Here is an 11997-nt window from a genome sequence, read left to right on the forward strand (position 1 = left end):
CCATGCTCAAAGTCCTCATCCTCGGCGTCAACGGCTTCATCGGCCACCATCTCACCCGCCACATCCTCGAGACGACCGACTGGCACGTCTACGGCATGGACATGCAGACCGACCGGGTCCGGCCGTGGCTCGGCGACCCGCGCTTCCATTTCTTCGAAGGCGACATCACGATCAACAAGGAGTGGATCGAATACCACGTCAAGAAATGCGACGTCGTGCTGCCGCTGGTGGCGATCGCCACGCCGGCCACCTACGTGAAACAGCCGCTGCGCGTCTTCGAGCTCGACTTCGAGGCCAACCTGCCGATCGTTCGGCAGTGCCTCAAGTACGGCAAGCGGGTGGTGTTCCCCTCGACCAGCGAGGTCTACGGCATGTGCGAGGACGATGCCTTCGACCCCGAATCGTCGAACATGGTCTACGGCCCGATCAACAAGCCGCGCTGGATCTATGCCGCCGCCAAGCAGCTGATGGACCGCGTCATCCACGCCTACGGCATGCAGGAAGGGCTGCGCTACACGCTGTTCCGCCCGTTCAACTGGATCGGGCCGGGCCTGGACAGCCTGCACACGCCCAAGGAGGGCTCGAGCCGCGTGATCACCCAGTTCCTGGGCCACATCGTGCGCGGCGAGCCGATCCGGCTGGTGGACGGCGGCAGCCAGCAGCGCGCCTTCACCTATGTCGACGACGGCATCGCGGCACTGGTCAAGATCATCGCCAACGAAGGCGGCGTGGCCGACCAGAAGATCTACAACATCGGCAACCCGGCCAACAACCACTCGATCCGCGCGCTGGCCGAGATGATGCTGCAGCTGGCGCGCACGCTGCCCGAATACGCCGAGGCGGCCGCGGCGGTGCGGCTGACCGACGTGTCGTCGGCCGAGTACTACGGCCGCGGCTACCAGGACGTCGCCCACCGCGTGCCCGACATCAGCGCGACCATGAAGGACCTCGACTGGAAGCCGCAGTTCGGCATGCAGGAGGCGCTCGCCAGCCTCTTCGCGTACTACCGGGACGAGGCCGAGGCGGCCGCCGACCTGGCGCTCTGAGACGATGGCGCGCATCGCACTGAAGATCGACGTCGACACCCTGCGCGGCACCCGCGAAGGCGTGCCCCGGCTGCAGGCGCTGCTGCAGCGCGCCGGCGCCGGCGCCACCTTCCTGTTCAGCCTCGGACCCGACCACACCGGACGGGCCATCCTGCGCGTGTTCCGGCCCGGCTTCCTGAGCAAGGTGGCGCGCACCTCGGTGGTCGAGCACTACGGCGTGCGCACGCTGCTCTACGGCAGCCTGCTGCCCGGTCCCGACATCGGGCAGCGCGAAGCCTCGACCCTGCGTGCGGTGCGCGACGCCGGCTTCGAGGTCGGCGTGCATTGCTGGGACCACATCGACTGGCAGGACCACCTGACGCAGCGCGATGCGGCATGGACGCTGCGCCAGATGGCGCGCGCGGTCGAGCGGCACACGCAGATCTTCGGCAGCGCCCCGCGCCTGCACGGCGCCGCCGGATGGCAGTTCAACGCGGCGGCCGCGCAGGCCGAGACCACGCTCGGCATCGAGCTGGCGTCGGACACGCGCGGCGAGGGGCCGTTCATCCCGGTGGCCGACGACGGGCGCGTCATCGGCCCGCCGCAGTTCCCGACCACGCTGCCCACCCTCGACGAGCTGATCGGCATCGACGGCCTCGATGCGCAAAACGTCCACGCCCACCTGCTGGGCCTCACGGCCGGTTCCGACCGCGACCAGGTCTACACGCTGCACGCCGAGCTCGAGGGCATGAAGCTGATGCCGGTGTTCGAGCGCCTGCTGCAGGGCTGGCAGGCCCAGGGCCACCAGCTGGTCACGCTCGGCGATCTCGCCGCGGCGGTCGATCGCTCCGCCCTGCCGCGGCACCGGCTGCAGCAGGACGAGGTGGCGGGGCGCTCGGGGCTGCTGGCGGTGCAGGGCGCGGCCTGGACGCCGGCTGTATGACTGAAGCTTCTCGGCAAGACGTCGGTTGATTCCGGCGTCTGTCGTGCCCAGGAGAATTCAGGGCTGGACTGAGATCCGAACCATGATCGTTCGCGGCGCATGGAAAGGATCGCCGCCAATGACCGTGATCGATGCATCGCCCGGCTCCCGGGCCTGCAGCAGTACGGTACCCGGCGCACCCATCGCGGCGATCACCTCACCGTTGTCGCCGAGCATTGCGGCAGTGAATGGGCCCAGCACGACGACCGAGTCGAAACCGGCGTCGATTCGGGCCCCGGAGGCGCGCAGCACGAGGACGTCACCGGACTGCACTCTCAAGGGCGAGGGACACGCGGCGACATCCGGAATCTCGATCAGCCTGGCCATCTGATGCGCTCCGAGTGCTGACCATCACTGCGCAAGGCGTCGCGGTGATCAGACGAAAACCTCGACATCCTCCTCCTCCGGCCAATCGTCGGTGCGCGTGACCTGACTCTGTTCGGATGTTTCGGTGTCTCCGCTCAAAACAAGCGCGCGGCCGGCCTTTGGATAGATCCTGCCCGCGAAGCCGCAATCGGTCTTGTTGATGTCAATTCCGCCGGTGATCGGCTTGCCGTCCTTCGTTATGGCTGCGGGTAGTTGGTAGCACATGATCGACGTCTGATCGGGCGGAGTCGCCATCAGCGATGCCTCGCTGAGAGAAGTGAGCACCTGTGCGTCGACCGTGGCCTTGTCCCAGCCGTAGGTCTTGAGAAACCAAGCGTACGCTTTCGCTGGATCGATGCGGGCGACAAGCGAGGCGCGCATGTGCTCGTGCGGAAACCCGAGCGTATGACCGGTCTCGTGGCGGACAACGCGCTTGTATTCCGACTCCGGCGTATTCATCGTGAACCCCTCGAGGTTCATCGTCTGGCGGTTCTTCGGAATGTGCTGGATGTCGGTCCCAAGGTACGACCAATAGCCTCCGGGTTGGCGCGAGATACGGACATCACCGACCCCCGAGGTCGCCACGAACGAAATCCCGCAGCAGCCACTCCACGCATTCATGTGACTGATGATGCGCTTCTGCAAGTCACTTGGCGTGCTTTCCATGAAGCTGACCGTCATGCGTCTTAGTTGTGGCCCCCAGTACTTCGACGTGAGGACAGCGATTCGCATCGGGTCGTCGATCCGGATGCCGCCGGAGATCAGCGCATTTGAGATCAACGCCGGAGCATTGACTGGATTGAGAGTGCGAGCGGTGTATGCGGCCTTGACCAGCAGCCGCTGCGGAAGTGACTTGACCACGCAGCCGGGAACGTCGTCGTGGCCGCCGTCATCAGACGAATCCGCATGGGCATGCTGCCCATGTCCGTGGGCGCACTCATCGACCGCCGCGTTGGCGGCCGTCGCAATCTGTGCCAGTGCCTCGAGCAGCCGTTTTTCCTGCATCATAGATTTCCCCCACGAGCGCGTGACATGGATACGCCGCTGTCGACAAGCGCTCATGCCGAAGCGACCAACTCTTTTAACGAGAAGTGGCCGGAGATGCATCCTCAAGTCGTACGTTGCTTCGGCTCTCACAGACGTCCGGCCGTCTTGGCGCGCGGGTCAAGGGCGAGCCAGGCGCCGATCTCAGGGCGCGGCCGACGGCAGCCGCCCCACCAACGCCTCAACGAAAGCCTCCGGACTCTCGATGTGCGGTATGTGCCCCACCTGAGGCAGGACCGTCAGCGTCGCCTGCGGAATCCAGCCTTGCAGGGCACGCGCCTGCGGCAGCGGCGTGATGCTGTCCTGCTCGCCCCACAGGAGCGCCACCGGCGGACCGTCGGCGGCCCAGGCGCGCAGCTTCGCGGGGTCGAGGCTGGCGGCGTCCTCGCAGACCGAAACCGCGAACGCCTCCGCCCAGTCGCCGAGGCCCGCGGTGAAGCCCTCGCGTTCGAAAGGCACCTGGTAGGCGGGGACGAGCGCGTCGGTCACCGCGTCCTTCCGAAAAACGAACTGCTTCAGCAGCGTGCCCGTCAGTCCGGGCCAGGTCGCGGTCGCGCCGACCAGGGCGGTTCGAAGATCGCGGTGCGCCAGCAAGCCGGGGGCGCCGGCCTCGCAGAGCGGCGCTTCGCCCATCGGGCCCAGGCCCAGCGCCGGATCGACCAGCACCAGCTGGCGCACCCGCCCCTGCGCCTGCAGCGCCGCCTCGAGCGCGGGCCCGGCGCCGAACGAATGGCCGACCAGGACCACCGGCGCCCCGAGGCTGTCGATCAGGCCGAGGACACGCCGCGCCTGCGCCGCGCGCGAGTAGTCCGGGCCGGCACCTGCCAGCGCCGGCTTCGACAGCCCGAACGGCGGCAGGTCGACGGCCACGACCCGCCACCCGGCTTGGCTCAGGGTCCGGGGCAGCCCGAACCAGGTGCCGCTCCAGGCGCCGGTGCCGTGCAGCAGCAGGAGCGTCGGGGCCTTGGCATCCCCCCACTCCTGCACATACAGCGCGGCATCGCCGGCAGGCACCCAACGGCCCCGCCCGCCGGCCAGCTGCTCGACCGATTTCGTCTCCCGCGCGACGCGCATGCCGTTGGCGTAGGCAATCCATCCCGCGGCCGCGACGAGGACGGCACCGACGAGCAGCAGCGCGACCGCCGCACAGCGCAGGACCGTCGAGGCGACCGTTCTAGAAGTCGTAGACATGCTCGATGGCACTGCCGCCCAGCCCCGACTCGACCTGGCGCAGCAAGCCGCCGAGCCGATCGATCGGCGTGGCCAGCACCACGCGCACAGTGCCCGGCCGCGTGAGGATCGGCTGCACGAACAGCACCCGCGCCGTGGCGCCGGGCGGCGGCGACCATTTCGTCGGCACCAGCAGGCTCGCGACGACCTCGCCGCGGTTCCCGGCGATCTCCCTGAAGTCGATCCCCTGGCCCGCGAGCCAGCGGCTGTAGGCCGTGAAGCCCTCGTAGCGCGGGATCGTCGCCAGCACGCCTGAGGCGCCCGCTTCGAGCAGCGCGTAGTCCGGATGCGCGGCATCCCTGGCCGGCTCCCTGCTGAGGATTACGGCCGTGACCGGCAGCGGCGCGTCATAGATGGCGTGGGTGCCGAGCTTGATCGCCTGCGCATAGCCGGCCTTCACCAGCAACTCGGTCGTGAGCGCGAACCGGCGCTCCCAGCGCCGGACCAGGTTGGGCCCCGAGAGCGGCAGGCCCGCCGCCCACAGCCGGCGAAGCTCGGCGCCGAAGTCGAACAGGTACCAGGGGTCGACCCGGATGAAGTCCACATAGGCCTGCGCATAGCGCGCTGCGAAGGCTTCCTCGGGCACTGGCGCCGGGCCCGACCGCGTGGCCTCCGCGAGCCTGCCGACCGTGTGCTCGTAGGCGCCCTTGACCGCGTACTCGACCGTGGTGCTGGTGCCGATCACCATCACCATGAGGTGATAGCCGCCGTTGAACGGGTAGTTGCCGAGTTCACGGCCGACCGCCCGGTATCCCTGCCAGAACTGGCCGATGTGCGAGAACAGTGGAAAGGCACTGGGCGGCCGTCCGCTGCCCAGGTAGGCCGCGTACTCGGCCGGACTGTGCACCAGGTACCACTCGGGGAAGGTCAGGAAGGTCTGGTCGGGGGTCCTCTGATGGACCGGCGGCGTGGTGGCTTCCGCCGCGGCGGCCCCGCCGTGGAAGGAGGCGAGCGCAAGGCCCGCGAACACCAGTGCGAGCAGTGCCCGGACGCACTTCATCGTGCCGCCGCGATCGCTTCGGGCCGCACGGACGGCAGCGGCGCTGCCGCATCGTCGTTCGCCACGCTGCCGGTCAGCGCCCGGCCTTCCTTGGTGAAGCACAGCAGCACGTTGTCGGTCGGGTCGTTGTCCTGCAGGATGCGGGCGCCGGAGTCCTTGAAGCCCGCCTGCGCCAGCCGCTCGACCCAGGTCGCCACCGGCTCGAAGAAGCGAAGCTCGGCCCGGTTGGTCTCCCAGGTCTCGCCGAGTCCCGCGTTGAAGACGGTGTGCGCCAGCGACACCAGCACCCGCAGCTCCTCCGAGCGGACATCGTGGTCGCGGACGATGAAGACGCCGCCGGGACGCAGCACGCGGTTGACCGACGCCAGGAAGCCCCGCAGCCGCTCCACCGTCATGTGGTGGAGCCCGACGTAGCAGGCGACCAGGTCGAGCGATGCGTCGGCGATCGGGTCGGCCGGCAGCGGCGCGTAGTCGGCGAGCGGCAGGTGCCGGCCTTCGAGCTTGCGAAGCTGCCCGCGCTCCATGATGTCGACGGGCGAGAAAGTCGGCGCCTTCTCGTCGATGAAGTAGCAGAGGCCGCCGATGTCGAGCGCCGACGCGAGTCCGCGGAAGTAGCGCCCCTTGGAGCCGATCTCGGCATAGCCCGAGAAGCGTTTGCGGTCGCCCAGCAGTTGCAGCGTCTGCCGGGTCATCTCGGCCTTCTGCTTGACCAGCGACGGCAGCGCATGCGTCAGGTCGGCCAGCATCGGCTTGATGCCCTTCAGCTCGCTCTGCAGGTAGCGGTAGACGCTCTCTTCGTCCTTGTGCAGCTTGCAGGCGTCGCGGATCAGCTGGTGGAAGCGGTCTTCCGGCAAAGTGCGGAACACGCTCTGGAGAAAGCGGTAGAAGGCATCGGACAGCCGCACATCGCCGAAGACCTGGTGGAACTCCGAGCTCGGCGCATCGGTGGCGGCGGGCAGCGGCTGCCCCGGCTTGTGGTACTTGTTCCAGAGCACGTTGGTGAAGCGGAAGTCGGGGTCGAGCCGTTCTTTCAGGGCCAGGTACTCCCTGGCGCGCGGATAGGCGCGATGGAACTGCGCCTCGGTGCCGTGCGGCTGGTACGGCAGGTAGTAGGTGCCGCCGACCGACAGCACGGCATCGATCAGTTCGCGGGTCCAGACGCCGACCCGGCTCCTGGCGTTCTCCCGGGTCCGCTGCTTGTGGTACAGCACGAACGCGAAGGTCTCCCGCGGCGCCCAGCTCAGCAAGGTGTGGGGGTCGGGCATGGCATGGCGGATCGACACGTTCAGCGCGTTCACGCGATGGCGCCGGAGGACCGCGGCCATCAGGGGCACGAAGGCCTCCAGTCGCTCCACCGGGACGAAGTATTCCTGCAGTACGTAGGTCCGGTCTTTGCGCGACGGCGGCTCGAGTTCCGCGACGTCGTAGCCGGCCTCGTAGTTTCGCCAGTGCACCTTCTTGCGCAGGTACAGCAGCGGGTCGACGAGCTTCTCGCGCCGCTCCTTGCCGAAGGGCGTCTCGGACACGGCCCACAGGAAGTACTGGTGCAGCGGGTAGCGGCTCGCGAGCGGCTGCAGCCTCGCCGAGGTGGTGGCCGGGCGATCGGTCTCGACCCAGGTGACCGAGCGCACGCTCGCATAGTGCGGCGCGTAGAGGTCGGCGTTGTGGAAGACCGCCTTCGGGTTGTTGCGGACCTCGTTCTTGAAGTGGGTCCAGTACTGCGACAGCGGCATCACCTTGTCGACTCGCAGCACGCGCTTGTTCTCGGCCAGGTCGAGCTCGATCTCGACCACCACGCCGAGGCCGCCGTAGCCGCCGATGACGGCGTAGAACAGCTCGGGGTTGAGCGTCCGGCTGGCGCGCTCGAGCCGGCCGTCGTGCAGCGCCACCTCGATGCTGCGGATCGACAGCACCAAGGGGCCGAGCCCCACGTAGCGGCCGTGGCAGTTCACGCTCAAGGCCCCGCCGACCGTGAAGTTGGCGTAGGTCTGCATGATCTTCACCGCCAGGCCGTGCGGGTCGACGAAGCGCTGGATGTCGCACCAGCGAACGCCGGGCTGGACCCGGATCGTCTTCTCGTCGGGCGAGAACGCGAGGATGCGGTTCATCGAGCGCATGTCGAAATGCAGGCTGCCCGGACTGGCCGTCTGCCCGCCCATGCTGAACCGCCCGCCCCCGATCGAGACCGGCCCGGAGGTGCGACGCAATGCTTCGACGACGTCCTCGGTGCAGGCCGGCGCGACGATGGCCATCACCCGCACCGGGTTCAGTTGCGTGACGTCGTTGACGATATGGTGGTTGGTCATGGCAGGGCGGAGTCGGTGGCGGGGTTCGTCACCCGCAGATAGTCGCTGCGGACGCCCGCCGGCGCGCCGTACCGCTCGGCGTTCGCCGCCGGGCCACGGAATCCGCATTCGATCAGCAGCGCGATCGCTCCGGCCACCGGCACGGCCGCCAGCAGCAGCCAGGCGGCCGAGCGCCCCCGGTCGTGAAGCCGACGGCCCCAGACCGAGACCAGGTGCCCCACGAGGGCCAGCACCGGGACCAGGTCGAAGGGCGCGCCCAGCCGCTGCTGCACCGCCGTGCACAGCCAGAGCGCCACCGGAACCACCACGCCCATGCGCAGCCAGAAGCCGGTGCGGCTCAGTCGACCCTGCAGGGAAAATTCTTGAATCCAGGACATCTTCGAGTGCTTGTTGTCTGCCCGTGCCGGCGCGATGCCGAGCCCCCGCTATCCTAATCGGGATGTATCGAAATGTGTACCCAGCTGAACGCCGTAGTCAGGCTGGCGCCGTGTCCGTCTCCGCCTTCGGCCGCATGGCCAGCGCGCCCATCAGTGCGCAGGCGGCCAGCGCCCACACGATCACGGCGCCCGATGGCAGGTCGAAGACGGCCGACAGTCCCAGCCCCAGGGCATAGCCCGACACGCCGACGCCATAGGCCAGCGCCATGCGCCGCGGGCCCCGCAGCGCCCGCGTGCCGAGGGCCGGGATGATGAGGCTCGAGAACACCAGGTACACGCCCACCAGCTGCACAGAGGCCGTGACCGCCAGTGCAAAGGCGGCATAGAAGCCGAAGCGCCCGAGGCGCTCCACCCACCCCAGCCAGAGCGCCAGCAGCAGCACCGCCGACACGCCGCCCAGCCACAGGAGCTGCGTCTTGCCGACCCACAGGATCTGGCCGACCAGCAGGTCCTTCAGGTGCTCCCCGCCGTGCGGATTGCCGGCGAGCAGCAGGATGCCGGCGCAGGCCGCGAGGATGAACATGACACCGATCAGCGCCTCCTGCTGCTGCGGTGCGCGCCGCTCGGTCCAGGTCAGCAGCCAGGCGCCGAGCAGCGCCGCCGAGACCGCCGCGGCCTGCACCGCGACACCGCCCTCGGGCATGCCCAGCGCATCGGCGGCGATCACGCCGAGCCCGGCGATCTGCGCGATCGCGAGGTCGATGAAGACGATGCCGCGGTCCAGCACCTGCATGCCGAGCGGCACGTGCGTCGCCAGCACCAGCAGGCCGGCGACCAGGGCCGGCCCCAGGATGCCCGCGTCGAGCGCGGCCCAGTTCACGACTTGACCCCGGCGGCCAGCAGCCGGGCCAGCGTGTCGTCGAAGAGACCGAACAGGTCCTTCGCGCCCTCGGTGCCGCCGACGGTGAACGGCAGCTTGACCGCCGGGATGCCGGCGTTCTTGCTGAGCCAGTCCGAGGGCCGCGAGTCCTGGTAGGCGGCGTAGACCACCATGCGCCCGGGCGATTCCTTCAGCCGGGCCTGCACCTCCTGCAGGTGCGAGGCGGTCGGCTCGACCCCGGGCTTGGGCTCGAGCACCGCCACTTCCTTCAGCCCCAGCCAGTCGTACAGGTAGACGAAGGCGTTGTGCTGCGACACCACCGGCACGCCCCTGAGCGGCGCGCCCTGCGCCGACCAGCGCGCCATCGCCTGCTGCCAGCGCTGCGTGAAGTCGGCCTGGCGCTTGGCGTAGTCGGCCGCGTGCGCAGCGTCGACCTGCTGCAGCCGGGCGCCGAGCGCCGCCGCCACCAGCGCGATGTTGCGCGGATCGGTCTGGATGTGCGGATTGCCGGCGGCATGCACGTCGCCCTGGGAGCGGTCGACCTGCGTCGGCACTTCGAGCTTGCGCACGAAATCCGCCGCCGCGAAGTTGCCGGGCTGGCCCGCCTGCACCTTCGCGTTGCCCGACTGCTGCAGCAGCACCGGCAGCCAGCCGATCTCGAGTTCGGCGCCGGTGCAGACCACCAGGTCGGCGCCGCGCGCGCGGGCGATCAGGCTCGGCTTGGCCTGGATCTGGTGCGGGTCCTGCAGCGCGTTGGTCGCGATCGACACGTCGACCAGGTCGCCGCCCAGTTCCTTGGCCAGCGCGCCCCATTCGGGCTCGCAGGCGAAGACGTGCAGCGCCGCATGGGCGGGAAGTGCGAGCGCCAGCAGCGCCGCGGCGAGCAGGCCGGGGAGAGAGTTTCGTTTCGTCATGGCATGTGTCCTTTGCGAAAGGGAATGGGCTCAGTAGCTGTGGGCGCCGTGGGCGCCCAGGCTCATCTGGTACTGCAGGAAGATCTGGTTGTCGATGTAGCCCTCGCGCGCACGGTCCTGCGCGAACTGCAGCCGGATGCGCGAGAACTCGCTCGGATTGAAGTCGACCATCAGCGAATTCTTGCGCGGCCGGTAGCTGGTGAAGAGCGCCGCCGAGTCGAGCCCGAATTCAGGCGTTCCGGGGTCGAGCCGCTCGGTGCGCAGGCCCACGCGCCAGCGTGGCATGAACTGGTAGACCCCTTGCAGGTACCAGCCCGATTGCGTGACCTTGTAGCCGCCGAAGGCGTTGGCACCGCCGATGTCATACAGCAGGTTGCCGTCGCGGGTGCTGCGCAGGTACTCGCCCTGGAGCTTGAAGTTGGTCCGCGTCGCGTTGCCGTCGGGCGCCCACTTCCAGATGCCGTCGACGACCCAGACGCGCGTATTGCCGTTGAAGATGTCGTTGACGGTGGCACCCGCCGCGTTGGTGCCGACCAGGCCCTGGTCGGTGGCCGTGGCGGACAGCACCGAGATGCCGGCGCGCCAGCTGTTGCTCTCGCCGATGTCGCCCCCGGTGTGGGCGTAGAGCGCGCTCATGCCGGCGCCGTTGCGGTTGGTGTCGGTGCCGGGATAGCTGTTGCCGCGCCCGACTTCGGCACCGAGTTCGAGGTACTGCTCGATGGGCGCGATCCATTTGAGCTGCAGGCCATCGCTGCTGAACTGGGTGCCCAGCATCGCCTGGTAGGCCAGCGGGTTGTCGACGAAGTCCCAGGTGTGGGAATGCTGGGGATTGAGGTAGCCGATGCCCGAGAAGAAGCGACCGGCCTTCAGCGACAGCCCGTTGTCGAGCGCGGTGGTCTCGATGAAGGCCTCTTCGACCGAGACCGAGTTGTCGGGGTGCAGCGAAATGTTGGCTGAGCCGCGCAGCCACGGATCGATGCTCGCCGAGAAGCCGAGTTCGGACTCCGCCAGGCTGAAGCCGCTGGTGCCGGGGCCGATCTCGGCGTTGGACGGCAGCGGGAAGCCCGTGATCGCGTAGTTCGAGGGATTCTGCGAGGTGCGGGTGTAGCCGCCCGACAGGATCAGCGACAGGGCGGGGTTGAACGCGTTGGCGCCGCCGCCGCCGGATGCCGTGACCGTCGGCGCGGCGGGTGCGGCGGCAGGCGGCGCGGCAGCCGGCGGTGCCGCGGCCGTCGCGGTCTCGGCCGGACGGGCGGCGCTGGCCTCGGCGGCCTTGACGCGCTGCTCGAGCGCCTGCAGCCGCGCCTCGTAGTCGGCGCGCATCGCATCGATCTCGCGCCGCAGCGCTTCGACGTCGGAGGACGAGGATTGGGCCATGGCCCCGAATGGCACCGCCAGGGCCAGCGCAAGGCCGGCCCGGTGAAGCTTGTGCATGAAATGACGCTCCTTGCAAGGACGTTGGACAGCGCCGGGCACGCATGCAGCGCGTGCCTGGCGCGACGGCCGAAACGATCAGTGCAAGGCGACGGGCGGGGCGCGCCCCTGGTAGCAAGGCGCCGGCGGCGCCTGCCATACGTCCGAAAGCACCCGACAGGGCGCCTGGTGCGGCGCGGTGGGCGGCAAGAAGACGACCGGCGCGGCGGGCAAGGCCCCGCCGTCGATGGCCGCCGCCATCAGGCACAGCGCGCAATGGCCGGTCTGGGGCAGCGTCTCGTCCTGCTCGCCCGCGGCCTGAGTGGCTTGCGCGGTGTGCGACAGCACATGCCAGTTCGACGCCGCCTGCGCCAAGGGCAGGAGCAGGACGAGCCACAGCAGCCACGCGAGATGTCGCGGGGGACGGTGGTGCGGACTCGGGGCGGTCATGGCGTTCGCA

Annotated in this window: 12 protein-coding genes; 2 read left to right on the top strand and 10 right to left on the bottom strand. The window is 69.0% G+C overall.

Features of this window, described 5'->3' with window-relative positions; genetic code table 11:
• The first annotated feature begins 2 nt into the window (after positions 1–2).
• Together QTI68_RS02580 and QTI68_RS02585 are read left to right on the top strand one after the other, a co-directional pair.
• On the top strand, positions 3–1046 hold the full coding sequence (locus tag QTI68_RS02580; protein ID WP_286519480.1) for a bifunctional UDP-4-keto-pentose/UDP-xylose synthase: 1044 nt from the start codon (positions 3–5) through the stop codon (positions 1044–1046).
• Positions 1047–1050: 4 nt separating this feature from the next.
• Positions 1051–1968 carry a polysaccharide deacetylase family protein gene (locus QTI68_RS02585; protein ID WP_286519482.1) on the top strand — a complete coding sequence of 306 codons (918 nt, stop codon included), beginning with the start codon at positions 1051–1053 and terminating at the stop codon, positions 1966–1968.
• A 57-nt stretch (positions 1969–2025) separates the two neighbouring features.
• On the opposite strand, the gene QTI68_RS02590 is transcribed toward QTI68_RS02585, so the two are convergent.
• From QTI68_RS02590 to QTI68_RS02635, 10 genes are all read right to left on the bottom strand, one after another.
• The gene (locus tag QTI68_RS02590; protein WP_286519483.1) at positions 2026–2334 is read right to left on the bottom strand and encodes a hypothetical protein; all 309 of its coding nucleotides are present in this window, start codon (positions 2332–2334) and stop codon (positions 2026–2028) included.
• Between the two features lie 48 nt (positions 2335–2382).
• Positions 2383–3381, bottom strand: a complete 999-nt coding sequence (locus QTI68_RS02595; protein WP_286519484.1) for a M12 family metallopeptidase — start codon at positions 3379–3381, stop codon at positions 2383–2385.
• Positions 3382–3561: 180 nt separating this feature from the next.
• On the bottom strand, positions 3562–4608 hold the full coding sequence (locus QTI68_RS02600; RefSeq protein ID WP_286519485.1) for an alpha/beta fold hydrolase: 1047 nt from the start codon (positions 4606–4608) through the stop codon (positions 3562–3564).
• Complete coding sequence (locus QTI68_RS02605; protein WP_286519486.1) at positions 4592–5647, bottom strand: hypothetical protein; 1056 nt, start codon at positions 5645–5647, stop codon at positions 4592–4594. Before QTI68_RS02605 ends, QTI68_RS02600 begins: the two co-directional genes overlap by 17 nt.
• Positions 5644–7953 (bottom strand): FAD-binding protein, encoded by a 2310-nt coding sequence (locus QTI68_RS02610; RefSeq protein WP_286519487.1) that lies wholly within the window; start codon positions 7951–7953, stop codon positions 5644–5646. Before QTI68_RS02610 ends, QTI68_RS02605 begins: the two co-directional genes overlap by 4 nt.
• Positions 7950–8330 carry a DUF805 domain-containing protein gene (locus tag QTI68_RS02615; protein ID WP_286519488.1) on the bottom strand — a complete coding sequence of 127 codons (381 nt, stop codon included), beginning with the start codon at positions 8328–8330 and terminating at the stop codon, positions 7950–7952. The genes QTI68_RS02610 and QTI68_RS02615 overlap by 4 nt, the downstream gene beginning before the upstream one ends.
• Positions 8331–8427: 97 nt before the next feature.
• Entirely contained in the window at positions 8428–9210 is a 783-nt protein-coding gene (locus tag QTI68_RS02620) for a metal ABC transporter permease (protein WP_286519489.1), read from the bottom strand.
• On the bottom strand, positions 9207–10124 hold the full coding sequence (locus QTI68_RS02625; protein WP_286519490.1) for a metal ABC transporter substrate-binding protein: 918 nt from the start codon (positions 10122–10124) through the stop codon (positions 9207–9209). Before QTI68_RS02625 ends, QTI68_RS02620 begins: the two co-directional genes overlap by 4 nt.
• A gap of 30 nt (positions 10125–10154) precedes the next feature.
• Positions 10155–11558 (bottom strand): porin, encoded by a 1404-nt coding sequence (locus QTI68_RS02630; protein ID WP_286519491.1) that lies wholly within the window; start codon positions 11556–11558, stop codon positions 10155–10157.
• A gap of 78 nt (positions 11559–11636) precedes the next feature.
• Entirely contained in the window at positions 11637–11987 is a 351-nt protein-coding gene (locus tag QTI68_RS02635; protein WP_286519492.1) for a hypothetical protein, read from the bottom strand.
• Positions 11988–11997: the final 10 nt, after the last annotated feature.

Origin of the sequence: Variovorax sp. J31P207 (assembly GCF_030316965.1) — a bacterium.
Taxonomy (GTDB): Bacteria; Pseudomonadota; Gammaproteobacteria; order Burkholderiales; family Burkholderiaceae_C; genus Variovorax; species Variovorax ginsengisoli_B.

Excerpts from the sequence above, each read along its gene's own strand:
- QTI68_RS02590 (WP_286519483.1), bottom strand. The coding sequence starts at position 2,334 with ATGGCCAGGCTGATCGAGATTCCGGATGTCGCCGCGTGTCCCTCGCCC.
- QTI68_RS02595 (WP_286519484.1), bottom strand. The coding sequence starts at position 3,381 with ATGATGCAGGAAAAACGGCTGCTCGAGGCACTGGCACAGATTGCGACG.
- QTI68_RS02600 (WP_286519485.1), bottom strand. The coding sequence starts at position 4,608 with ATGTCTACGACTTCTAGAACGGTCGCCTCGACGGTCCTGCGCTGTGCG.
- QTI68_RS02605 (WP_286519486.1), bottom strand. The coding sequence starts at position 5,647 with ATGAAGTGCGTCCGGGCACTGCTCGCACTGGTGTTCGCGGGCCTTGCG.
- QTI68_RS02630 (WP_286519491.1), bottom strand. The coding sequence starts at position 11,558 with ATGCACAAGCTTCACCGGGCCGGCCTTGCGCTGGCCCTGGCGGTGCCA.
- QTI68_RS02580 (WP_286519480.1), top strand. The coding sequence starts at position 3 with ATGCTCAAAGTCCTCATCCTCGGCGTCAACGGCTTCATCGGCCACCAT.
- QTI68_RS02615 (WP_286519488.1), bottom strand. The coding sequence starts at position 8,330 with ATGTCCTGGATTCAAGAATTTTCCCTGCAGGGTCGACTGAGCCGCACC.
- QTI68_RS02610 (WP_286519487.1), bottom strand. The coding sequence starts at position 7,953 with ATGACCAACCACCATATCGTCAACGACGTCACGCAACTGAACCCGGTG.
- QTI68_RS02625 (WP_286519490.1), bottom strand. The coding sequence starts at position 10,124 with ATGACGAAACGAAACTCTCTCCCCGGCCTGCTCGCCGCGGCGCTGCTG.
- QTI68_RS02635 (WP_286519492.1), bottom strand. The coding sequence starts at position 11,987 with ATGACCGCCCCGAGTCCGCACCACCGTCCCCCGCGACATCTCGCGTGG.
- QTI68_RS02585 (WP_286519482.1), top strand. The coding sequence starts at position 1,051 with ATGGCGCGCATCGCACTGAAGATCGACGTCGACACCCTGCGCGGCACC.